Origin of the sequence: Capnocytophaga gingivalis, assembly GCF_002302415.1 — a bacterium.
GTDB classification, from domain to species: Bacteria; Bacteroidota; Bacteroidia; order Flavobacteriales; family Flavobacteriaceae; genus Capnocytophaga; species Capnocytophaga gingivalis.
The window spans coordinates 1,188,735-1,212,613 of record NZ_CP022386.1; the positions used below are offsets into that span (position 1 = coordinate 1,188,735).

A 23,879-nucleotide genomic window follows, 5' to 3' on the forward strand; every position below is an offset into this window, starting at 1 on the left:
ATTTATAATGAAAAAAATTCTATTCTTAGCCTTAACAGTGGCTGCCTTTATTGGTTGTAGCAAAAGTAGCGATGACCCAAAAAGCGATGACCCAAAAGAAAACAGAATTCCTGCAAGTTATTACAAACTTAGTGAGGATGGACTTACACTTCTGAAATGGGAAGATACTAACACTACTTCTCTTGATATGCAAGCAGATAGCAAACTTCAAAAAGTAAATACAATAGCTGCAAATGCTTTTAGAGATAGTAAGGTAGAAAACATTACACTCCCTAATAACCTGAAAGAGATAGGAGATTATGCCTTTATCAATTCAAGACTTCATACGATTACTTTTAATACTTCGTCCTCTGTTACTTTTGGACAAGCTGTGTTTGAAGATACTCAATTAGTTTCCGTAAAGTTGCCTAACACCAAAGAAATACCTGCTTCCTCTTTTTCTGGCTGTGTGAATCTAAAAGAAGTACAATTCGGTAAGACTGAAAAAATAGGAGAAAGAGCCTTTCGAGGTTGTGTAGCTCTTACTCAGATCAACTTAGACAACACCACCCTTACCGAAATAGGAGAAAGAGCCTTTGCTGGTTGTGAGAATGTAGAAAAAGTAATCTTACCATCCACTATCAAGAAAATAGATAAAGTGGCTTTTTTTGCTTGTTTTCGCTTGTCTACTCTTATTGTAAAAGCAATTGAAGTACCTACTTTAGTAGATCCAAATGCTCTCAATAATGGTTCATCAATAAGAAGAAACATCCTTGTACCCTCCTCAAGTGTACAAAAGTACAAAGGAGCTCCAAATTGGAATTTCTACAGTGATGAAATCTCTGCCATTCTTGAGATTTAGAAATCAAAAAACTATACAACTCTGAGTGAAGAATTACTATGGGTAGTTCTTCACTCTTTGTTTTTTCTTTTATCGGCCAATGCAGACAAAATGTAATGAATTACATAATAAGACGTAATGAATTACATAATAAGACGCAATAAATTGCATATAAGACGCAATAAATTGCGTCTCTACGTACCTATACCGCTCCCTTAAAATTGCAGGGTCAGGGCGGCGCCAAAGGTGTTATGTGTAGGTTCCCAGATGGGGAGCACCGAGAGGGAGGACGAGGTCTCTGGGATAGCCTTTTCTATGGGGAGGGGTTGTTTTCTTTTTCCTAAAATACGTGAGGTATACGGGAAAAGCAGGTAAGAGAGCTTAGCCGAGAGAATGCCTATCCCCGCTCCTGCTACGACATCGGAAGCCCAATGGCGGTTGTTATGGATACGCAAGAGCCCCACTCCTGCCGCCACTGCGTAGCCGCCTATGCCTATCCATGGATCGTAGTGCTTGTACTCCTGATAGAGTATCTCCACTCCGGTGAAGACAGTGGCGGTATGCCCTGAAGGAAAGGAGTTGTGAGTACTTGTATCAGGACGATGATGGCGTACGGTATACTTGGTTGCATTGACAAATATGGCGGTAAGGGCATAGGCAGTAGCCCCTATGACCAAGCGTTCCTTGAGAGTGTGGGCAGGAGGCAAGCCCAAATTGGGGAATGCAAAAACACTGGCTATGGGTAGGTATTGTACATAATCATCGGCACGTACCTTGCCCTTGACATTCTCCACGACATAGCGCTGCAATTTGTGGTCAAAATGGGAATCGATAGAAAAGGCACCACGAGCGATGAGCACCGCAGGAATAGCCAATGACCAGGGGTTTACATACGGCTTTGCCACTACTGGCTCAGTAGGCGCTATTGCAGCTATGGTATCGCGCTGCAAGCTATCCAAAGGATATACACTCTCTTGTAGCGGAGAGGAATCAGTGAGCAGCAAAGCACTGCAAGCTCGCGCCAGTGAAGGAGCTAACAAGGAAAATATACAAACGGCTAAAAATAAAAACCTTTTCATAATGAGTTAATGATATTAGTCTTCAATCAAAGAGATAAATCAAGGGTTCAATTTTTTGTATAATCTAATTCATTAAAAATCAATAAATTAATACACGATTTATTGCATCTCTACTACGCTTTATATTAAGCGAAAAGAGTGAAGAATTACTCTCAAAGGTAACTCTTCACTCTTCACTTTTATATTGATCATTGATCATTGACCATTGATCATTCTTTAGTCTTCTAAGCGGATATCCAAGCCCAATCCCTTGAGTTCGTGCATGAGTACGTTGAAGGACTCAGGCAAGCCTGGTTCAGGCATGGTATCGCCGTGTACGATAGCCTCGTAGGTACGGGCACGACCGATGACATCGTCGGACTTAACAGTAAGGATCTCGCGAAGGGTGCTGGAAGCTCCATAGGCTTCGAGAGCCCATACCTCCATTTCCCCGAAACGCTGACCTCCGAACTGTGCTTTACCACCGAGTGGTTGCTGGGTGATAAGAGAGTAAGGACCGATAGAACGGGCGTGCATCTTATCGTCGATCATGTGACCGAGCTTGATCATGTAGATCACCCCTACGGTAGCCTTCTGGTCGAAGCGCTCTCCGGTACCTCCGTCATAGAGGTAAGTATGTCCGAAAGCAGGTACACCTGCCTCATTGGTATATTCGGTAATCTGCTCGAGGGAAGCTCCGTCGAAGATAGGGGTAGCAAACTTCTTGCCGAGTTTCTGACCTGCCCATCCGAGTACGGTTTCGTATATCTGACCGATATTCATACGAGAAGGTACCCCAAGTGGGTTGAGTACGATATCCACAGGAGTTCCGTCCTCAAGGAAAGGCATATCCTCATCACGTACGATACGGGCTACGATACCTTTGTTACCGTGGCGACCGGCCATCTTGTCCCCTACTTTAAGTTTACGCTTCTTAGCGATGTATATCTTGGCGAGCTTCATGATACCCGCAGGTAGCTCATCCCCTACAGTGAGGGTGAACTTGTCGCGGCGGAGCATACCCTGAAGGTCGTTAAGCTTGATTTTGTAATTGTGAATCAAGTCGTTGATTAGCTCATTGGTATGCTCATCGGTAGTCCAACCACCAGAGAGCAAGTGTGTATAGTCTTCTATTTCTTTGAGACCTCTTTGGGTATGTTTTCTACCCTTAGGAATCATTTCTTCCCCTAAATCATTGAATACCCCTTGAGAGGTTTTTCCATTGACCAAAGAGAAGAGTTTTTCGAGGAGGACATCCTTAAGCGCCTCTGCTTTAGCGTTGAACGCTGCATCGAGGGCTGCCATTTCGTCTTTTTCTTTGGCACGTTTTTGTTTGGTCTTCACCGCACGGGAGAAGAGTTTTTTACCGATAACCACTCCTTCGAGGGATGGAGAAGCCTTCAGAGAAGCATCCTTCACGTCGCCGGCTTTGTCACCGAAGATCGCTCTAAGGAGTTTTTCCTCAGGAGTAGGATCGCTTTCTCCCTTAGGAGTCACCTTACCGATAAGGATATCCCCAGGTTTGATATTGGCTCCGATACGTACGATACCGTTTTCATCGAGGTCTTTGGTAGCATCCTCGGATACGTTAGGGATATCGTTGGTGAGTTCCTCTACCCCGAGCTTAGTATCACGTACATCGAGGGTATACTCGTCGATATGGATGGAGGTGAAGATATCCTCACGGATTACACGTTCGGAGATCACAATCGCATCCTCGAAGTTGTACCCTTTCCAAGGCATGAAGGCTACCTTCATATTGCGACCTAAGGCGAGTTCACCTTGTTCGGTAGCATATCCTTGGCAGAGTACTTGTCCCTTATGCACACGGTCACCCTTGCGCACGATAGGTTTTAGGTTGATACAAGTACCTTGGTTGGTACGGCGGAACTTAATAAGGTTATAGGTAGTCAGTCTACTATCGAAGGAAACAAGGATTTCGTCTTCGGTGCGGTCGTACTCGATGACAATTTTGTCGGCATCCACATAGGTTACGGTACCTTCTCTTTCGGCATTGATAAGTACGCGGGAGTCGGTAACTACACGTTTTTCGAGGCCTGTACCCACGATAGGGGCTTCAGGGCGCAAGAGCGGTACCGCCTGGCGCATCATGTTGGATCCCATAAGCGCACGGTTGGCGTCGTCGTGCTCCAAGAAAGGAATAAGGGAAGCAGAGATGGAGGCGATCTGGTTAGGCGCCACGTCTATGTAATCCACTTCTTCGCGAGAGACGACAGGGTAGTCCCCATCTTCTTTCACTACCAAGCGTTCGTCGAGGATATTTCCTTGGTCGTCCACCTGAATATTGGCTTGAGGAATCTTAAGACCTTCTTCCTCTTCGGCACTCATGTATACGAGTTCGTCGAGTTTTATTTTTCCATTTTCTACCTTGCGGTAAGGAGTCTCTATGAATCCCATGTTGTTCACCTTGGCATATACAGCCAAAGAGGAGATAAGACCGATGTTAGGACCTTCAGGGGTTTCGATAGGACAAAGGCGTCCGTAGTGAGTATAGTGTACGTCACGTACCTCAAAGCCTGCACGTTCGCGGGAGAGACCTCCAGGACCGAGGGCAGAGAGACGGCGCTTGTGGGTGATTTCGGCCAGCGGGTTGGTCTGATCCATGAACTGGGAGAGCTGGCTGGTACCGAAGAAAGAGTTGATCACCGAAGAAAGGGTCTTGGCGTTGATCAAGTCCAGTGGTGTAAAGACCTCATTGTCACGTACATTCATACGCTCACGAATGGTACGTGCCATACGAGCCAATCCCACGCCGAACTGAGCGGCGAGCTGTTCGCCTACGGTGCGCACACGACGGTTGGAAAGGTGGTCGATATCATCAACCTCGGCTTTGGAGTTGATAAGCTCGATGAGATACTTCACAATGGTGATGATATCTTCCTTGGTAAGTACCTGTTTTTCCATAGGGATATCGAGCCCTAATTTTTTATTCATACGATAGCGCCCTACATCGCCCAAGTTGTAGCGTTGGTCAGAGAAGAAGAGCTTATCGATGATGTCGCGAGCGGTTTCCTCATCGGGTGGTTCTGCGTTGCGCAACTGACGGTAGATGTGCTCTACGGCCTCCTTTTCGGAGTTGGTAGGGTCTTTCTGGAGGGTGTTATGAATGATGTTGTAGTCCACACTGCGCTCATCTTCCTTATGAAGGAGGATGGTCTTGGCATTGGATTCTACAATCTGGTCGATATGTTCTTTTTCGAGGATGGTATCACGGTCAAGGATGATCTCATTACGCTCGATAGATACCACTTCGCCTGTATCTTCGTCCACGAAGTCCTCATGCCAAGTGTTGAGCACACGGGCAGCAAGGCGACGACCGAGGTATTTCTTAAGACCTGTCTTAGAGACTTTCACCTCTTCTGCCAGGTCGAATATCTCGAGGATATCCTTGTCACGCTCGAAGCCTATGGCACGGAAGAGAGTCGTTACAGGCAACTTTTTCTTACGGTCGATGTAGGCATACATGACATTGTTGATATCTGTAGTAAATTCTATCCAAGATCCTTTGAAAGGAATGATACGAGCCGAATAGAGCTTGGTACCATTGGCATGGTAAGACTGTCCGAAGAACACCCCTGGCGAACGGTGTAGCTGAGAGACAACCACACGCTCAGCCCCATTGATGATAAAGGTACCACTACCAGTCATATATGGGATGGTACCCAAATATACATCCTGTACAATGGTCTCGAAATCCTCATGTTCTGGGTCAGTACAAAAGAGCTTAAGACGAGCCTTGAGGGGAACACTATAAGTAAGTCCACGCTCTATACACTCCTCCACAGAGTAGCGAGGAGGGTCTATGAAATAGTCCAAGAACTCCAGTACAAACTGGTTGCGGGTGTCGGTGATAGGAAAATTCTCCTTGAAGGTGCTATATAGCCCCTCGCCACTTCTGGCATCCGACTTGGTCTCCATCTGGAAGAAATCTTGGAATGATTTCACCTGAATATCCAAAAAATCCGGATAGTCAGGCACATGCTTGGTTGAAGCAAAATTAATTCTGGAAGATTGGTTCGTAAGCATCTTTTTGTTAATGATTAATGATTAATGATTAATGATCAATGGCTTTAGACTCCTAATTCAATGATTAGATTTTACACAATTCATCATTGTAGGTATTGCCTTGAATCATTAGCTATAAAATATACACGAAAAGACACAGCCTTCAGGACAGAACTATCCCAAGGACTGAGTGCTATCAGCTGTGTGTATTACAAGACATATACTTCTTTCAAGGGGGCAAAGATACAAATTTATTTTTATAATAAAAAACTTTTTTTGAGTTTTTTATCCCAAGGACGATTTGGAATGGGGGCAATTGAAAACATGGGCGAATTTGGAATAGGGGCAATTTGTAACATGGGTAAATTTGTAATAGGGGTAATTTGCAATATGGGCGAATTGCAATGTGGGCGATTTGCAAATCTCCCCTACAACGTGCGCAAAAGAACCCATACCATGCCCGTGATGCTTTTTTGTGTATTTACATGTATATTTGTGAACATCCTGATAACACCCGTGTAGGGGCTAATTGCAATTAGCCCTTCCACATGGGGGCGATTTGTAACATGGGTAATTTGCAATATGGGCGATTTGTGACATGGGCGATTTGCAAATCGCCCCTACGACGCACGCAAAAGAACCCATACCATGCCCGTGATGCTTTTTTCGTATATTTACATGTATATTTGTGAACGTCCAGTAAACACACGTGTAGGGGCTAATTGCAATTAGCCCTTCCACATGGGGGTGAATTGTAACATGGGTAATTTGCAATATGGGTAATTTGCAATATGGGCGAATTGCAATTCGCCCCTACGACGCACGCAAAAACCTCATGCCAATATCAATGTTCACTGCTCACTGTTCACTGTTCACTGACCTCTGCTCACTATCTTTCTAAAAGCTGGATTATAGAGGACTTCTTGGTCGTATTGCTTACGCAGGCGGTAGATGGTCGATGGAGCGCGCCCCAGCAGCAGGCAGAGCTGGGAGATGGTGGCGCCCTCTTGGCAGGCTAAGTGCACCAAGAACAAGCGCGCATATAGGTGCTTAGGCACTCGACTGGTCGAACATATCTCTTGCACCAAACAACCCGTCAGCCGGCAGACCCTCGTGAGGATTTGCCCAAGACGCTCATGGCTCAGCCCCGTGGGACAACTCGCTGACTCTCACGAAGATGACCAGTTCCTTTCCCTCTCTTGCGAAGGACTCTTGGCCTTCTCAAAGGTATAGCGGATGCTACCTCCCAAGGCCTGAACGGTGGTATACAAATGTACAAAAACTTCTCGATAGGATTCCTCTATCGATTCTTCTGGAATGGTAATATAAAGCATTTTTTTAATTGTTAATTGTTAATTGTTAATGATTAATGAGCAATGGTTAATGGTTAATTTTTAATGATTAATTTTTAATGATTAATTTTTAATGATTAATGATCACCTGTCAATATAGGCGATTTGCAAATCGCCCCTACAACAGAACGCAAAAAACCTCATGCCAATATCAATGATTAATGATCAATGTTTAATGATTAATGACCTCTGTTCACTGCTCACTGACCTCTGTTCACTATTCACTGACCTCTGTTCACTATTCACTGACCTCTGATCACTGACTTCTGTTCACTGACCTCTGATCACTGACTTCTGCTCACTGCTCACTGACCTCTGTTCACTGTTCACTGACCTTTGTTCAAAAAAGTATTTCAAGGCGATTTCTTTTTTCAGGGCGATTTCCTCATAGAGGGAGGCGGAGGGGTTGTATCTGGGTCTGTTCTCTTTAGAGAGTTCGAGTCGTTCCTTCTGGTAGCGAGCCTGTAGGAGTTTTTTTTCCTCTGGGGAGAAATCAGGGAGCATGCCCACCTGCCGCATAGCATCGAAGAGCCAAGAGCAGAACAAGGGCATTTGTCCGGTTTGCAAGTACTGCTGCTGCATCTGCTGGGCGAGTACTTCTATGCGTTCTGGGGAGGGAGGTGCAGGGGGTGTCTGCTCTGGGGGAGTCCTCTCGAGGGAGAGGTGAGGATGGTTTTGGCGTGTTTTCCTAAGCCAAGAGACATACTTGGTGAGTACCTGAGCTATATAGGGAGCATTGATCAGGTTGTAGTGCGCAGTAGCTTCCCCCAGTTCCCCATAGCGCTCGAGCTGGAATGCCTTGTGGAGCTCCTCCAAAGCCAAGTGAGCAAAGCGGCTATAGATAAGGTTGGAGATATCCTCCTTGTTCATGGCATCAATAGTGCCCTTGATACCTATCAAAGCCGCATGCTGAGTGACAATCAGTCCAATGGCCATACGGGCTATGGGCTCGGGCTGTTCTCGCAAAGGAGCAAAGTCTCTGAGCTTCTCGACAAAGCCTACGGGAGAAAGCCCATTACCAACCTTGGAGATTTGCGCTAAGAGAAGCTGCGGTTTGTCTTCCTGCCACATAAGTGTTGGCTTGTGTGGTATTGTTGTTAGTCTCTGCGGACAAGATGTTTCCATTTTCATCGATAACTAAGGGTTGAGATTGTTTGTTTTTGGGGAAAGATTGCTGTTTGTTCTCATGGGAGCGCCGTGTTTCCCAGTGTCGTATAGCAGCGCGCCAGTCCTTCATAGGCTGATTCCCCACGCGCCAGCCCTTGGAGGCATAGAAGCTACAGAAGCTCTCAGGGGAGATATCATTGCCGCGCTCCCTACAATAGGCCGCCACTTCTGCAGGAGAGGGAGGGGTAAATGCCTTGACTGAGGATTTTTCTTTTTCTTTTTGCGCGGAATTTTTTTCTTTTTCTTCCTTAAGCGTCTCTACCGAAAGCTCTTGAAAATCAATTTCTTTGATGCCACTTTTTTTTACACTCGCGTTTTTTTGTTTCTTTTTTTCTAAAAAAGAAAGATCATTATCATTGACATTGACATTATCATTATCATTGACATTATCATTATCATTAAGCGATAAATTTTTCGGGGGGCGATTTTCCTTATCGGGGGGCGATTTTTTCATCGCTTGGGCGATACTCTCAGCATCTTCTAAAGAAAGAGTTCCTTCGAGCACTTTCTGATAAAGATCTTTATGCCATCTCTTAAGATTTCCCATGCGCCCACTCACTTTACTTGATACGACTGTTTTATGATATTTATCTTCATCTCTATCAAGGGTTTGTTGTATAAACCCGAAGGCGATTTTTGCCATGGGCGAGAGCGTAGGTGTTTTGCCATTGAGGGCATACTGGGCTACTGCTTGGTACAGTTCGAGCTGAATCTCTGCGGGTAATTGCTCCATTACGTTGAGCCAATCACGATAAAATACAAATGAATCCTTCATAATAATCAATGTTCAATGACTAACGATTAATGATCAATGAGTAATGATCAATGAGTAATGAGTAACAGACTACTAATTGACATTAAAAACGTTGCAAAATTACAACATTTTGAAGCCAAAAACAAGAGATTTAACATATAAGAGGGCAGTGAACAGTGAGCGGTGAGCAGAGGGCAGTGAACAGTGAACAGAGGTCAGTGAACAGTGAGCGGTGAGCAGAGGTCATTAATCATTGATCATTGAACATTGCTCATTAATAATTGATATTGGCATGAAGGTTTTGCATCCTGCTGTAGGGGCGATTTGCAAATCGCCCTTGTCTGTGTTGACAGTAAGTAGTGAGCAGAGGTCAGTGAGCGGTGAGCAGTGAACAGTGAGCGGTGAGCAGTGAGCAGTAAGCAGAGGAAGTTAAATAGAAAAAATCGATAGTGGTATAGAAAAAAAATAATAAAAATCTATTGGTCAAAGAAGAAAACTACCCTACCTTTGCACCGTCAAAGAAACAAAAAGATAAATTGTTTTTCATATATTAGATTTTGTGGTTAGAATTGGTAAAAGAGAGCGCAAGCTCTCTTTTATTTTTTACCGCTCACTGAGCCTAAAGTCTTGCACTTTCATAGGAACACGTTCGGGGTCGTTGGTATTGGCGCGGAAGGTGACAGGCTCGGAGGTCTTGTAACCTGAAGCACTCGCCTGTAGGGTATAGTTATGATCCACTTGTAGCACTACTGTATACCCCCCTTGAGTATCGCTTGGAAGGGACTGTTGATCACCTGTGGTAAGGTCTTTCAAGATAATCATCCCGCCTGCTATAGCCACATGATTACGTCTATTCATCAGTGTACCAGTCACTTTGTAAGTGGTAGGGCGCTGCTGTATTCCCTCCAGCGGATCTTCTAAAACAGAAGAGGGAAGTGACGCCGCCACTACACTTCCCCCTACTATTGCAGTAAGCAACCCTGCAAAAAACAACTTTTTCATATTTATTAGATTTATTTTTTCTGATTTACAGGGCAAATATAAAAATTTTTTCATTGTTTGTCGACTTTATTTTGTTAATTGTATTTATTTTAACAATTTTTAGAACCTGGAAACAAAGCCCTCTGTATGGGCGATTTGCAAATCGCCCCTACGACACACGTAAACATACTCACACCATGCCCGTGATGCTTTTTTTGTGTATTTACATGTATATTTGCGAATGTTCAGAAAACACACGTGTAGGGGCTAATTGCAATTAGCCCTCCCACATCGGGGCAATTGAAAACATGGGCGAATTTGAAATATGGGCGAATTGTAATGTGGGTGAATTTGCAACAAAGGCGAATTGCAATATGGACGAATTGCAATTCGCCCCTACAACGTGCGCAAACATACTCACACCATGCCCATGATGTTTTTCTGTGTATTTACATATATTTACACGTATTTACATCTATACTTGCGAACGTCCAGAAAACACACGTGTAGGGGCTAATTGCAATTAGCCCTCCCACATGGGCGAATTTGAAATGTGGGTGAATTTGCAACAAGGGCGATTTGAGGCAAAAACGCACGCAACAGCATAAGGGTGAATTGCATCACATACTCCGCTGCGCCAGCTCGCGGACTTTGCCCCTACGACACACGCAAAAAACCTCATGCCAATATCACTGACCTCTGCTCACTTTTCACTCTTCACTTTTCACTCTTCACTCTTCACTTTTCACTGCCCTCTCCCCTCCCACTTCTATTCTCATTTCTCACAACGATTCTTCTTGACTTGTACATCAAAAATGTTGTATTTTTGCATCGAATTTAAAACAGGTCTTAGGCGTTAGTCTACGAAACCCTAATACCCCATAATCCTAAAACCATGAACAAAGAAGAATTTTTATCGCTCTTGACAGAGAAATTTTCAGCAATGGATGCCGCTCGCTTGGAGACCTTGGCTGCTTCCTTGGCTGCCCAACAGCCTGATGCTCACCAAGGACAAGCCTTGGTCAATAAGCTCACCGCAGAGCAAGTGGCGGACTATCTTGCGGCAACAACCCCCACTCCGACAGGCACACCCCCTTCTGTAGCAGGGGATACCCCAAGTGCTGCGGACTCCTTGGACAAGCGCATCGAGGAGAGTGTACGCAAGGCTGTACTGGCTTTCGAACAGCGCCTAAGCCTATTCGAGACACAACAAAAACAACAGCTACAACACAACCGCCTTCAGGAGGTACTCGCTCAGTGCCAAGATAGCAATTTCCGCATGCAGAGTCTGCGCGACTTCCCCCTAATGCACTTTGCTACCCCTGCCGATTTCGAACAATATCTACAACAAAAGAAAAATGACGTACAACAGGCAAATCAAACCCTCGCCAACAGAAGCTTGGCATTACAACACCCGCCTTTTTACACCAAGGAGACACCGCTGCAGAATGTCTCTCCTGCGGTGGTCTCTTTTATCCAACTCCAAGCCAACGCGCAGCAACAATTCAAAGGAAAACAAGTATAACTCTTTTACCAACAACGACCTATGAAATTACACATTACCGAATCCTACCCCTCCCCGGGTCTTTTTATGCACACCCTGGCCGACCTCTCCGGTGGGGTAACCATTACAACAGAGGTCTTAGGGGGCGCTAAACTGATCGCAGGAACGCCTATCGGCAAGGACTCCCTCGGGCGCTATGCCGTGGTGAAAACAGCCCGAACCTCTACTACCCTGACAAGCGCCTCTGCCACTGAGATAAAGATTGCCAAGGGACATCACTTCCTCCCTGGGGACTATATCGCTGCAGATACCGCTAAGGGGCAGAAAATCAAAACAGTCAATAAGCAAAACCCTGAGTATGACCTCCTGACTCTTGAGACGGCTTTAGCAGTGGAACTCCCTAAGGAAACACCGCTATTCCAGTCCAAGGGCAATGACCTCCTCCCCAAGGTGACCCCCGTGGCCTTGGCCTCTTACACCTGCTTGGTGCCTATGCGCGACGACCTTTTCTGTGCCGCTTGGGTGAGTTGCGTAGTGAGTGAAGCCCTCATGCCCCCTATGCCTAAAACCATCAAAGACGCCCTCAAAGGAGTTATCTTTTTATAATGATCAATGTTCAATTGTTAATTGTTAATTGTTAATTGTTAATTGTTAATTGTTAATTGTTAATTGTTAATTGTTAATAATTAATAATTAATTATTAATCATTATTCATTATTCATTATTCATTATTCATTATTCATTAATCATTAATCATTAATCATTATTCTCTAATTATTAAAAAAATGAATGCATCACTTATGACAGGTCTTAACCAGACCGATTTGCAAGCGGTTGTAGGCTCCTACAATCTCGAACAATATTATTATCCTACTCTTTTTCCTTTGCGAGAGGCTTCTACCCTCTCCTGGCGTATGCTTCAGGGGCAAGCAGGGCTGAAAGTAGCCGGAGATATCATCGCTCGTGGCGCTTCTATTCCTAAAAAAAACCGCAAAGGACTCTCTAAGCTCTCTGGGGATATCCCTAAGCTCTCCATCGCTCGCGAGAAGAATGAGGACGAACTCACTGAGTACGACCTAATGGTAGCTGCCTGTGGCGCCAATCCCGATATGCTCTCCCTTATCGAGTTCTGGGCTGATGACACCAAGGCCTGCTGGCATGGTATCGCTGCTCGTGCCGAATGGATGGCGCTCCAACAGATTTCCTTAGGACGCTTCTCGCTGACGACCGAGAACAACGCTTCTGTGGTAAGTCAGTACGACTTGGATTACCAAATCCCTGCCGCTCAGAAAATAGGAGTAGAGGCCTCTTACAACAATAATACCACCGGAAAACCCCTCTCCAAGGACTTCATCAAGGCCTTGCGCTTAGGACAACAGCTCCATGGAGTCTCTTACAAATATGCCTTTATGAACGTGGATACCTTCCTGAAGTTTGCCTCACAAGAGGAAGTAGGCAAGCGCTGTGCTCCCTATGCGAATGCTCCCCTTGCCGATGCTCCTGACCTGAGTACCGTCAACACCTACCTTGCCAAGCATGCCGAGACTTATCGCGGTTTGCAGATCATCGTCATCGACCAAGAGATCTCCTTGCAATCCATCAGTGGAGAGACAAGGACGGCCAACCCCTTCGAGGACGACGTGATTCTCTTCTCCGAAAGCAAGGTCTTGGGCAACACCTACTGGAAAGCTCCTATCGATATGAAGATGACTTCCTCCCACGCCCTAAAGGTGCTCCACGGGCATACCCTCATCAAGAAGTATTCCGAAGAATCCCCTGTGCGCGAGGTCACCGAGGGTATCGCCAACCTCTTCCCTGCCTGGAACCTCGCCGCTCGCTCCATCCTTATGCAAACCAACAGCACCTCATGGAACAAGAACTAATGACCAATGCTCTATACCTGAGCCGCACCCTCTCGCCCTTAGGGATAGAGAAGGAAACCCTCGAGCTGCTTCTGCTCAAAGCGCAGCTATCTCCACAAGCCCCCGTGGAGATAGCCCGCTGCGACAGAGCCATCTACCAATTCTTCTCCTTGATACTGGCACCCGCCTCCCTGAAGAAAAGCGAAGGTGCCTATTCCCAAAGCTGGAACTTAGAAGCCCTCAAGGAGTACTACACCGCCCTATGCTATGAGCTGGGCGAGCGCAACATCCTCTTCCCCTCCCACGCCCCTAAACTCAACGATCAATCACAGATATGGTGAGGGGAGCGGAGGGAGTGAAGAGTGAAGAACGAAGAATGAAGAACGGAGGGAGTGAAGAGTGAAGAACGAAGAATGAAGAACGAAGAATGTAGCCAGCGAGTGCCCACAGCTAACTTCACTTTTCACCACATACCCAAGCTCATTCGCTTGGCTACACTTTTCACTTTTCACTTTTCACTCTTCACCACATACCCAAGCTCATTCGCTTGGCTACACTTTTCACTCTTCACTTTTCACTCTTCACCACATACCCAAGCTCATTCGCTTGGCTACACTTTTCACTCTTCACTCTTCACTCTTCACTCTTCACTCTTCACTCTTCACTCTTCACTCTTCACTCTACTCAAAAATGCTTTACCCTCATTATCTTTTTCTTCTTACTCCTTCCCTCTCCCAGCAGCGGGCGGATGGCACATGGATGGCCAGTACCCTCTCGCGCTCCTTTGCCTGTCGCTGCTTGCAGGAGGCCAATAGCAAGGGGCAGGAAGTACCTCTGGCCAATAGCCTCTACCATCATGTACAGACCGCCAATGCCTCCTTTCGCCGCTTCGCCTATGTGGTGTACCTCCCCCGCGATGCCCCACACATTGCCGAGGGCTCCCTTATCCTTATTACCAACGACCCCGAAGGCAACAACCCCCGTAGCTGCTCCATCGTACAGAAATACGACCAAGGACAGCTGCATAATAGAATCTTTTTATAATCATTATTTTCGTGACTTTCGAAATAGAAACCCACCTTTACCAGCTTCTTTCCACCCCTGAGGTAAGGAAGCGTCTTGGACTCAGCGGGGGCATTTACTTAGGCAATGACCGTCCTAATGACTCACAGAAGGAGGATATAGTCATCCAGTGTCTTGCCTGCCGCTACCTTCGCCCCAAGGGACAACCCCCGAGTGAGAAGCTACCCCCTCCCAGTGGGCAGGCACAGATTCTCCTCTACGTCCCTGATCATTACGTATATATGGGGAGGATAGGCGCCCAATACGTATCCCCACGCTACCGCCTGAAAGAACTCTGCCAAGAGGTTATCAGCGCCCTACGTGCCTCATGGGTACAGGGAAACATACACTATATTATTGACAAACAAACTCTTACTTCTTTTGCAAAAATACACCAACATGCAGCCACTATCACCCTACGATTTTAAGAAACAATATCTCCCCTACGCCCTTGAGAGCGAACGACTTACGGGTATTTCCGCCCTATTTAGTCTTGCCCAAGCGGCGCTGGAGACAGGCTGGGGCGCCCATACCCCCGGCAATATGTTTTTCGGTATCAAGGCCACCGCACTCACCCCTGACCACCTCAAGCAGCTGTTACGCACCCAAGAGATACTCCCTAAGCCCGCTCGTAAGGGCGACTTCCCCGAGATTCTCAGCATCACCCCGCTACCCAATGGCAAATACCTACACGTGGTCAAGGACTGGTTTCGCCGCTATGACTCCCCCGCTGAGAGCTTCCTGCACCACGCCCGACTGCTCACCCGCAACCCTCGCTACCGCCAAGCACTCCTCCACCGTGAAGACCCTCTCGCCTTTGCTCACTTCATCGCACAAGCAGGCTATGCCACCGACCCCGACTACGAAGGCAAACTCAGGAGAATTATACGAAAGATCAATGAACAATGATCAATGAACAATGATTAATGAACAATGATTAAAAATTAAAAATTAAAAATTATTATGAAATTTTTCTTTTTCTCTCTTTTACTCCTTGTCAGCTGTAGGAGTGTCAAGAAAAGCCAAGAGCATACACAACTTTTCCAGCAACGTGATTCTGTGGAAGCCTATCACGAGTATAGGGGCGAGAGTCTCTTGCGGGAGTGGCATTCGCAAGAAATCGCCTTGGAGGTTGTCCCCGCCGATAGTCTCGCCCCTGCTGCCTGGTCTTCGCCCCTGCCCCTCTCGCCCGAACGAGTGCCCTCCTTGTCCCTTTCGCCCCTGCCAGCGCCCTCCTTGCAAGGAGTGGTTATCTCCCAGCAGAAGACAGCACAAGGGCAGACCCTTTCCATACAAGGGGCGAAGGTGCTAAAACTGCACTTTAGGGAGAAAACACTCCAGGAGCAGCTCAAGGAGCATGAGCAGCGAACCACAGAGAAGCAGACCCACCAGACCCATATTCGGGACACCCACAAACAAACCTTTGATCTGAGGAGACACCCCTACTTCTCCCTTTTCCTTTGGGGCGTGGCGATGCTACTTCTTTTTCTATTACACCCGAGAAAACAAAAGTAAATGTTTCAGCTTTATTTTGTACCTTTGTAGCGAAAAAGACTCAGAGGGGAATGTTATTAATACTCTTATGGGGGGTTCTTAAAACTAAATTCTTTAATCAGGTAGAAAAGTTTATAGATTTTCATACACACAAAGATAAGGGAGAAAATACAAACATTATCTTTCCCAATAAAAAATATGTATTTGCTCTAAACTATACAACAAATCTAATGTCTTATACTGATTTATTAGCTCCTTATCCTTGTTATAGTACTTGGTGTTGGCAATGGGCTATTGTAAATCCTGCTATTAAAATTGAAATTGAAAACGAAAAAAGAAGATGAAACACTTATTATTTACAGCATTCTTACTATTAGGAACTTTTAACTATGCCCAAACTAAGGTTATAGTACCTCATCCTGAAACAGGAAGAGAGATGTTTTATTGAGGTATCAAAATAATTTCATATATTTGCTCTCTGAAAATTAATGTATTATGGAATTATTTAAGGGACAAAGCCTCTTAGAGTTTACTGAACGCTTTAAAACAGACTTAGTAATAATGGGAAGAATTTTCCTACATTACATAAGATAATACATCAAGTAACGTTTCCCAAAGTCAATTAGCATGTAGCCAAATAGACACCTCAAAAAATTTTTTCTAATTATTTTTGAGATTTCTTTGCAAAATACGAAAATTATTACTATCTTTGCAGAAAACCATGTTATTATGAACGAAAAAAGAAATATCAAGCAAAAAATTAATTTGTTTATAGGTTCCATAGGAGCCTTTATAGGAGTGGCGGTATTTGTAGCCTATATTCCTCAAATTATGGCCAACTTAGAGGGGCACAAAGCACAACCTTGGCAACCTTTGTTTGCAGCGGGGTCTTGTCTTATCTGGGTGGTGTATGGCTGGACAAAAGAGCCTAAACCAGATTATATTCTCATTATCCCCAATTTGGTAGGGGTAGTTTTAGGATTCTTAACTTTTATTACTTCGCTTTAAAGCTACTTGTATGTTTTTGCTTTGTCCTTAAAAGCAAAAACGATCACTAATCCCTACTTTGGAATAATTTGAGGTATCAAAATAATTTCATATATTTGCACTCTGAAAATTAATGTATTATGGAATTATTTAAGGGACAAAGCCTCTTAGAGTTTACTGAACGCTTTAAAACAGACTTAGTAATAATGGGAAGAATTTTCCTACATTACATAAGGTAATACATCAAGTAACGTTTCCCAAAGTCAATTAGTATGTAGCTAAATAGACACCTCAAAAAAGAAATATTAAATAAAATAATTAATGAGCAATTATGAGAGTATTTTTAGTATTACTATATTTGTATGCTTCCTATGTAATAGCACAATCTAAAAATGAAACGTTTGATTTTAAGCTCGCTAAAGAGCTTGAACATAAAAGGGGGGTATTATTGAAAGAGGTATATATGAAAGAAGGGTGCAGAGTTTATGATATAGATTTTGACAAAGAAGAAGGGGGGTATATAGAGGAAAGTTTGCCCTCCCCTTCTTTTATAACACGCCGTAAAGATTATTATCCGAATGGAAAAATTAAAAGCATCAAGCATTTTATAGGAGAAAATGTACTTATCGGAAAATCTGTTTATTACAATAAAAAAGGTGTTAAAAGAATTGTAGATGAAGATAAGAAATTCAAGAAAATTAAATATCCTTATATTTTACAATTCTTGGAAAAGAAAGGGCATATCAACCTTAAAACTGGAAAAGGTAGAATTGTTGATATTAGAGGAACAAATTATTTTGGATTTGAATTATATTATGTACAAAAAATGAATATGTGGAAAGTTGTGATAAAAGATGGTTACCCAAAAGATAAATGTTTAGAGAAATATATAGAATTAGCAAAAAAAGAAAAATATATAGAATTAGCAAAAAAAGAAAAACAAAAAAGAGAAGAGGATCATCTGATAGTTTGTACATATAGAAATTGTGATCTACATTATTTTATAGATGCAATTTCTGGAAAACAGATTTCAAAACAAGAGTACGCAAAAAGATATAAAGCAGCATTTGGTAAAGAGAATGAAAGACTTGATTATATCTTTACAGAGCCGTGATATAATTTTTGAGTTGGCAGCTTCTTAAACGCTGGTGAGCAAACTGCTGCACACGAAGTTTTGCACAGTATTGGGTTAGATCATACTTTTGAAAAGAATAGTGATGACTTCATCTATAAAGGGGAACAAACAGATAATAAACGTGTTTAAACTTTTTTGAGGAACTTGGAGATAAACCCTAATAAGAGCATTCCAATCTAAGTTACATCAAGATACTCGTATCTCATTATCAAACCTTTATATCCGTCAAGCCAACCATTTGCTGGTTCAATTTTAAACCTATTTTTGTACAATTCTTCATCAAAATAAACATCTGGTTGCTCTCCATTATTAAAGCTAAATCTTCTTTTTTACACTTAAAAAGGGAATAATCCAATTATTTATTGTATCTTTGCCCAAAGTTCCTGAATTTTGGTGTTTTTTCTCAAACACAAAATTACTAATTTTTGGGAACTTTTACTTTATTATAGGAAAAAGTTTAAACAGATTCAATATGAAAAAATTACTTTTAATTGTCATGGTGGCAGCTCACTTTGTGGCTTTTGGACAAAAGAAGAAAAAATCTATTCCTCCACCACCTGAAAAAATTACCAAACAAAAAGTGCAAAAATCTCCTTACCGAAGGGTTTTTGAAGATAATACGGTGCTTGCTTTCCAATGGAGAATGGAAGTAAAGGATTCTACTATTATCGCTAATGAAGACAGGATGATTTATAAAATCTATCTTGAATTTCGGTCGCTTAAAGAATTAAGATTTTATAATATTTCTGCTCTGAAAGTAATTTACTCTGTAGAAAAAGGAGCTAAATTGGATAAAAACCTTACCCCTCTTATGTTTTATACTGATTTAGTGGATTATCCATGGTTTTCTGAATCCGTTAAAATTGTTGGCGATAATGTAGAACTAACAAATGATAAAACGAAAGAAAAGCAAATTTTTAAGATTTTTTTAGATAAGGACAAGAAAAATATCATTAAGCTCCAAGATTCGAAAACAAAGAAGGAGTTCTTCCCAACGGAGGATTTTTATTATCCAGCTGTTAGTATATAGTATAGGTTTTTAATAGAAAAAGAATGAGTAATGAAAAAAGTATTTGTATTATTCAGTTTAGTGATAGGGCTTTCTGTAAAGGCTCAAATCACGGTGAGAGGTGTGGTTTCGATGAGAAATGAAGGTAGAAACTATTGAACTGTGGTATACCATTTGTGAAAGATCAATAGGCGAGGTAATTGTCAACTATATGATACGCCCAGAGGAAACTGATGAAATCCTTGCTGTGAAGTATGACTTAAATGGGGAAATCCTTGCTATTGACTGGGAAAGTTAATTTATAGAGTAGAAGTTTTTACAAAAAACGTGTTTAAACTTTTTTTAAAAACTTGGATATAAACCCTAATAAAAGCATTCCAATCCAAGTTACATCAAGATACTCATATCTCATTATCAAACCTTTATATCCGTCAAGCCAACCATTTGCTTGTTCAATCTTAAACCTATTTTTGTACAATTCTTCATCAAAATAAACATCTGGTTGCTCTCCATTATTAAAGCTAAACCTTCTTTTTTACACTTAAAAAGGGAATAATCCAATTATTTATTGTATCTTTGTCCAAAGTTCCTGAATTTTAGTGTTTTTTCTCAAACACAAAATTACTAATTTTCGGGAACTTTTATTTTATTATAAGAAAAAGTTTAAACAGCTTCTTCTCTAAAAAGTTTAAACAGCTTCAATGTAAAAAACTAAAAATAAATATACATGGAAAAAATGTTAAAAACAATAGGCTTAGTACTCTTACTACTGACCTCTTGTGGCAAAGACGATTCTAACCCTAATAGTGGTAACGGCAATAACAACAGCAATGTTACCCCATCTGCTGAACAAAAAGCAATTGTTATCACTTCATATAGCAAAAACTATGGTTATGCAGGTGATAGCATAGATATTTTAGGGGAGAATTTCCCTAAAAAAGAACAATGTAAAGTAACTTTTGGAGACACCGAAGCTACTATCACCTCAGTTTCATCTGATGGCAAAAAGCTCACCCTTATATTACCTCGCAGTAGCACTTATTTGCCAGAACTAAAATTCCATTTCGGCGAAAAAGCTATAATAGAAAACAACGTAACCAATGACTATGAACAAAAAATAGGTATCATTGATAAAGTCATAGGACAATGGGTAAAAACTCAATGGGATGTAGCCAATGCTTCTTATTGGTATAATGTAAAAACCCAAATCATAGGAGATTACATATATAGTACACAAGTACGGGAGAAATCCTCTGGAAATATTGTGGTTTTTAGCAAAGATAATGGCATCACTTGGGAAAAATGGGCAAATACAGGTGTATGGAGTTATATTTCTGATTTTTATATTACCTCCACTCACGAAGGTCTGAATGTAAATTCTAGTGGTGTATACAAAGTACCTATTGGAGGAACAAAAACTCCTAACCCTTTTATTAATAGTGGAAAAGAAATTTTTTACAATAAAAATATTACTTTCAATAGAGTAATTTGTGATGATGAAATGAAAAATATCATTGTGGTCTCAATAGCTGGCGACGTCTATAAATCAACTAATGGGAAAGATTTTTATCCTGTAAGAGAAGTTAATACCCGTAGACTTGTTGATTATCAATTTTGTGCTTTTAAAAGAGATGTAAACCATATATGGATTGGTGGATTGGATGACAAAAATCACAAAGCTATAATACTATTCTGTAATGGTAATAATGAACAATGGACAGAATATGTATTTGAAAATGATCCCGAAGGAATGGCTGTCGATGTGGATTTCCCTACTAATCAAATAGGTTATTGTTTAATATCATCTCAAGCGAATCAGAGAATATACAAATCTACTGATGGGGGATACTCTTGGCAGAAATTACCTTTTGAATTTCCTTTAATAGCTTATCACTCCTTGGCCTTTAAAGATGAAAATATAGGCTGGGAATCATCAAGCAAAGTTATCTACAAAACTACTGATGGAGGCTATACTTGGCAAAAAGAGTTTGAAGGCGAAAGCAGAATCAAAAAACTCTATTACACTGAAAATGTACTTTATGCTTTTGCAGAAGATGGTCTGTTATACCGCTACTATTTTAAATAGTGAAATTACTTAACCCCCATTGGGATACTATGATTTTTACTTGCGAAGTGAAAAACTACTGATATAAAAGCTGTTGCAAGGTAAGATTTGCAACAGCTTTTATTTATTTTCTATCCGAAAGACTTTTTACTTGTCTCTTTCTTCTATCTTCAGAATAGATAAGGAATTGCAACTAATGCGGAGCAAGCCTATCATGCACATAGGGATGAGCGTCTTTTGCGGGAGTGGCATTCGCAAGAAAGCGCTAGAGGAGCAGCTCAAGCAGCATGAGCAGCGAACCACAGAGAAGCAGACCCACCAGAGACATATTCGGGACACCCACAAACAAACCTTTGATCTGAGGAAACACCCCTACTTCTCCCTTTTCCTTTGGGGCGTGGCGATGCTGCTTCTTTTTCTATTACACCCGAGAAAACAAAAGTAAATGTTTCAGCTTTATTTTGTACCTTTGCAGCCATTATGAAAGATATTCGTGCTTTAAAAAAAGAAGAACTACAAGCCTTTTTCCTCTCCCATGGGGAAAAGGCTTTTCGTGCTAACCAAGTATATGAGTGGCTTTGGAGCAAGGGGGTTCACTCCTTCGAGCAGATGACCAACCTCTCCAAGGAGACCCGCCAGTTGCTTTCGGAGCATTTTGTCATCAACCATATCAAGGTGGATACCATGCAGCGCAGTGAGGATGGTACTATCAAGAATGCCGTACGCCTACACGACGGGCTGTATGTGGAGTCCGTGCTCATCCCCACCGATACGCGTATCACCGCCTGTGTCTCCAGTCAGGTAGGGTGCTCACTGAACTGCTCTTTTTGTGCTACAGCACGCCTTAAGCGTATGCGCAACCTCTCTCCTGATGAGATTTTCGACCAAGTGCTCACCATAGACCAGCAGAGTCGCCTCTACTACGGGCGTCCGCTGCGCAATATCGTCTTTATGGGCATGGGCGAGCCTCTGATGAACTACCCCAATGTGATGAAGGCTATCGAGCGCATCACCTCCGAGAAAGAGGGGCTGGGCTTCTCTCCCAAACGCATCACCGTATCCACTTCGGGCGTCTCCAAGCTCATCCGCAAGATGGCCGATGACAAGGTCAAGTTTCGCCTTGCCGTATCCCTACACTCGGCTATCGAGGAGACACGCAACAAGATCATGCCTTGGACGGTGGACTTTCCCCTTACCGAGCTGAGAACCGCCCTCCAATACTGGTATCAGCAGACCAAAAGCCGCATTACCTACGAATATGTAGTCTGGAAAGGGATCAATGACACCCCCAAGGATGTAGAGGCGCTGGTGGCTTTCTGCCGCTTTGCTCCCTGCAAGGTAAACCTTATCGAATACAACCCTATCGACGAGGGACTCTTCGAACAAGCCGACGAAAAAGCACTACAATTGTATAAAAGAAAACTCGAAGAAGCAGGTATCACCACGACCATCCGCTACTCTCGTGGCAAGGACATCGATGCCGCCTGCGGACAATTGGCCAATAAGCAGTAATGGGGGGGAATTGTAACATAGACGATTTTGTAATGTGGGCGAATTGGAGTACATACTCCGCTGCGCCAGCTCGCGGACTTTGCCTCTACGACGCACTCAAAAGAACCCACACCATGCCCGTGATGCCTTTTTTGTGTATTTATATGTATTTACACGTTTTTACACATATATTTGCAAACGTTCGGATAACACACGCGTAGGGGCGAATTGCAATTCGCCCTCCCATTATGGGTAATTCGCCCTTCCGTTATGGACAATTCCCTCCTACGACTTCTCGCTGATGAGCTGGCAGCTCTCCCCATCGAATACGGCATAAGTATAGTAGTGTATCCAATCTCCTGTATTGATATAGGTAGCCTCCCCGCCGAGGTCTATAGTCATAGGTAGGTGGCGGTGACCAAAGAGAAAGTAGTCATAGTGCTTACTCTGGAGCTTGCGGCGGCAGTATTGCACAAGCCATTCCTTGTCTTGGCCAAGGAAATGCACATCCTCGTCACCGGAGATAAGCTTGTTCTTCACCGAGAGATATTGTGCCAAGCGTACCCCAATATCGGGGTGTAGCCAGCGGAAGAGCCACTTACAAAAGGGGTTGGTAAAGACTTTTTTCATGCGCTTGTACCCCTTGTCACCAGGGCCTAAGCCGTCGCCATGGCCTATGAGAAAGTGCTTGCCACGGCAGATAAATTCTTGTGGACTGCGGTATACAGGGATATCCAATTCCTGGGGGAAGTAGTCATCCATCCACAGGTCGTGGTTGCCTACAAAGAAGAAGATAGGCAGTCCACTATCGCGAAGCTCAGCGAGCTTGCCCAATACACGTACAAAACCGCGGGGTACCACTGTCTTGTACTCAAACCAAAAGTCAAAGAGGTCTCCTAAAAGAAACAGCGCCCCCGCATCAGTCTTGATAGTATCCAGCCAATGCACAAAGCGCGTCTCGCGCTCCCGACTCTCTTGGTAGGTCGGTGCGCCTAAGTGATTATCCGAAGCAAAATACAGCTTCTTGCCTGCTGGTAAATTTATTTCCATGTTTTCATCTGTAGGAAGCTGTCCGAAAAGTCTTATTCATGAAGGGCGATTTGCAAATCGCC

25 protein-coding genes are annotated in these 23,879 nt (G+C 43.2%); 17 read left to right on the plus strand and 8 right to left on the minus strand.

What is annotated here, in order from left to right; genetic code table 11:
• The first annotated feature begins 7 nt into the window (after nucleotides 1-7).
• Nucleotides 8-841, plus strand: coding sequence for a leucine-rich repeat domain-containing protein (locus CGC50_RS05470; protein WP_095910011.1), 834 nt, complete (start codon nucleotides 8-10; stop codon nucleotides 839-841).
• A gap of 194 nt (nucleotides 842-1,035) precedes the next feature.
• Here the strand turns inward: CGC50_RS05470 and CGC50_RS05475 are convergent, their stop codons facing one another.
• The 7 genes from CGC50_RS05475 to CGC50_RS05505 form a co-directional block, all read right to left on the minus strand.
• The gene (locus CGC50_RS05475) at nucleotides 1,036-1,899 is read right to left on the minus strand and encodes a phosphatase PAP2 family protein (RefSeq protein ID WP_095910012.1); all 864 of its coding nucleotides are present in this window, start codon (nucleotides 1,897-1,899) and stop codon (nucleotides 1,036-1,038) included.
• A gap of 216 nt (nucleotides 1,900-2,115) precedes the next feature.
• A complete protein-coding gene (rpoB, locus tag CGC50_RS05480; RefSeq protein WP_095910013.1) occupies nucleotides 2,116-5,925 on the minus strand; it encodes a DNA-directed RNA polymerase subunit beta in 3,810 nt (1,269 codons plus the stop codon).
• A gap of 851 nt (nucleotides 5,926-6,776) precedes the next feature.
• Nucleotides 6,777-6,989 carry a helix-turn-helix domain-containing protein gene (locus CGC50_RS13640; protein ID WP_157909419.1) on the minus strand — a complete coding sequence of 71 codons (213 nt, stop codon included), beginning with the start codon at nucleotides 6,987-6,989 and terminating at the stop codon, nucleotides 6,777-6,779.
• Between the two features lie 84 nt (nucleotides 6,990-7,073).
• A complete protein-coding gene (locus CGC50_RS13745) occupies nucleotides 7,074-7,238 on the minus strand; it encodes a hypothetical protein (RefSeq protein ID WP_157909420.1) in 165 nt (54 codons plus the stop codon).
• A 288-nt stretch (nucleotides 7,239-7,526) separates the two neighbouring features.
• Nucleotides 7,527-8,327: a hypothetical protein gene (locus CGC50_RS05495; protein WP_095910016.1), complete on the minus strand. Its 801-nt coding sequence runs from the start codon at nucleotides 8,325-8,327 to the stop codon at nucleotides 7,527-7,529.
• Nucleotides 8,272-9,198 (minus strand): DUF6291 domain-containing protein, encoded by a 927-nt coding sequence (locus tag CGC50_RS13750; protein WP_157909421.1) that lies wholly within the window; start codon nucleotides 9,196-9,198, stop codon nucleotides 8,272-8,274. The genes CGC50_RS05495 and CGC50_RS13750 overlap by 56 nt, the downstream gene beginning before the upstream one ends.
• Before the next feature lie 582 nt (nucleotides 9,199-9,780).
• Nucleotides 9,781-10,179 (minus strand): carboxypeptidase-like regulatory domain-containing protein, encoded by a 399-nt coding sequence (locus tag CGC50_RS05505; RefSeq protein ID WP_095910018.1) that lies wholly within the window; start codon nucleotides 10,177-10,179, stop codon nucleotides 9,781-9,783.
• Between the two features lie 874 nt (nucleotides 10,180-11,053).
• Between CGC50_RS05505 and CGC50_RS05510 the strand changes: the two genes are divergently transcribed.
• From CGC50_RS05510 to rlmN, 16 genes are all read left to right on the plus strand, one after another.
• A complete protein-coding gene (locus CGC50_RS05510) occupies nucleotides 11,054-11,683 on the plus strand; it encodes a hypothetical protein (RefSeq protein ID WP_095910019.1) in 630 nt (209 codons plus the stop codon).
• Nucleotides 11,684-11,704: 21 nt separating this feature from the next.
• Nucleotides 11,705-12,268 (plus strand): hypothetical protein, encoded by a 564-nt coding sequence (locus CGC50_RS05515; RefSeq protein WP_095910020.1) that lies wholly within the window; start codon nucleotides 11,705-11,707, stop codon nucleotides 12,266-12,268.
• 179 nt (nucleotides 12,269-12,447) lie between these two features.
• On the plus strand, nucleotides 12,448-13,545 hold the full coding sequence (locus CGC50_RS05520) for a major capsid protein (RefSeq protein WP_232781196.1): 1,098 nt from the start codon (nucleotides 12,448-12,450) through the stop codon (nucleotides 13,543-13,545).
• The gene (locus CGC50_RS05525; RefSeq protein WP_232781197.1) at nucleotides 13,530-13,865 is read left to right on the plus strand and encodes a DUF6706 family protein; all 336 of its coding nucleotides are present in this window, start codon (nucleotides 13,530-13,532) and stop codon (nucleotides 13,863-13,865) included. Before CGC50_RS05520 ends, CGC50_RS05525 begins: the two co-directional genes overlap by 16 nt.
• 349 nt (nucleotides 13,866-14,214) lie before the next feature.
• Complete coding sequence (locus CGC50_RS05530) at nucleotides 14,215-14,568, plus strand: hypothetical protein (RefSeq protein ID WP_095911295.1); 354 nt, start codon at nucleotides 14,215-14,217, stop codon at nucleotides 14,566-14,568.
• 11 nt (nucleotides 14,569-14,579) lie between these two features.
• Nucleotides 14,580-15,014, plus strand: a complete 435-nt coding sequence (locus CGC50_RS05535) for a hypothetical protein (RefSeq protein WP_095910022.1) — start codon at nucleotides 14,580-14,582, stop codon at nucleotides 15,012-15,014.
• Nucleotides 14,986-15,495 (plus strand): glycoside hydrolase family 73 protein, encoded by a 510-nt coding sequence (locus CGC50_RS05540; protein ID WP_095910023.1) that lies wholly within the window; start codon nucleotides 14,986-14,988, stop codon nucleotides 15,493-15,495. Before CGC50_RS05535 ends, CGC50_RS05540 begins: the two co-directional genes overlap by 29 nt.
• 54 nt (nucleotides 15,496-15,549) lie before the next feature.
• Complete coding sequence (locus tag CGC50_RS05545; protein WP_095910024.1) at nucleotides 15,550-16,101, plus strand: hypothetical protein; 552 nt, start codon at nucleotides 15,550-15,552, stop codon at nucleotides 16,099-16,101.
• Nucleotides 16,102-16,151: 50 nt separating this feature from the next.
• Nucleotides 16,152-16,424, plus strand: coding sequence for a hypothetical protein (locus CGC50_RS05550; RefSeq protein ID WP_095910025.1), 273 nt, complete (start codon nucleotides 16,152-16,154; stop codon nucleotides 16,422-16,424).
• Between the two features lie 385 nt (nucleotides 16,425-16,809).
• Nucleotides 16,810-17,088, plus strand: a complete 279-nt coding sequence (locus tag CGC50_RS05555; RefSeq protein ID WP_002666358.1) for a SemiSWEET family transporter — start codon at nucleotides 16,810-16,812, stop codon at nucleotides 17,086-17,088.
• Nucleotides 17,089-17,398: 310 nt separating this feature from the next.
• Nucleotides 17,399-18,181 carry a hypothetical protein gene (locus tag CGC50_RS05560; protein ID WP_095910026.1) on the plus strand — a complete coding sequence of 261 codons (783 nt, stop codon included), beginning with the start codon at nucleotides 17,399-17,401 and terminating at the stop codon, nucleotides 18,179-18,181.
• Between the two features lie 493 nt (nucleotides 18,182-18,674).
• Nucleotides 18,675-19,232: a hypothetical protein gene (locus CGC50_RS05570; protein WP_095910027.1), complete on the plus strand. Its 558-nt coding sequence runs from the start codon at nucleotides 18,675-18,677 to the stop codon at nucleotides 19,230-19,232.
• Between the two features lie 118 nt (nucleotides 19,233-19,350).
• Complete coding sequence (locus CGC50_RS13650; RefSeq protein ID WP_111986529.1) at nucleotides 19,351-19,509, plus strand: DUF2004 domain-containing protein; 159 nt, start codon at nucleotides 19,351-19,353, stop codon at nucleotides 19,507-19,509.
• Nucleotides 19,510-19,938: 429 nt separating this feature from the next.
• Nucleotides 19,939-21,297 (plus strand): WD40/YVTN/BNR-like repeat-containing protein, encoded by a 1,359-nt coding sequence (locus tag CGC50_RS05580; RefSeq protein WP_232781198.1) that lies wholly within the window; start codon nucleotides 19,939-19,941, stop codon nucleotides 21,295-21,297.
• Nucleotides 21,298-21,427: 130 nt separating this feature from the next.
• Nucleotides 21,428-21,721, plus strand: coding sequence for a hypothetical protein (locus tag CGC50_RS13755; protein ID WP_157909422.1), 294 nt, complete (start codon nucleotides 21,428-21,430; stop codon nucleotides 21,719-21,721).
• A 35-nt stretch (nucleotides 21,722-21,756) separates the two neighbouring features.
• Nucleotides 21,757-22,788: a 23S rRNA (adenine(2503)-C(2))-methyltransferase RlmN gene (gene rlmN, locus CGC50_RS05590; protein WP_095910030.1), complete on the plus strand. Its 1,032-nt coding sequence runs from the start codon at nucleotides 21,757-21,759 to the stop codon at nucleotides 22,786-22,788.
• Between the two features lie 264 nt (nucleotides 22,789-23,052).
• Here the strand turns inward: rlmN and CGC50_RS05595 are convergent, their stop codons facing one another.
• Nucleotides 23,053-23,817 carry a UDP-2,3-diacylglucosamine diphosphatase gene (locus CGC50_RS05595; RefSeq protein WP_095910031.1) on the minus strand — a complete coding sequence of 255 codons (765 nt, stop codon included), beginning with the start codon at nucleotides 23,815-23,817 and terminating at the stop codon, nucleotides 23,053-23,055.
• Nucleotides 23,818-23,879: the final 62 nt, after the last annotated feature.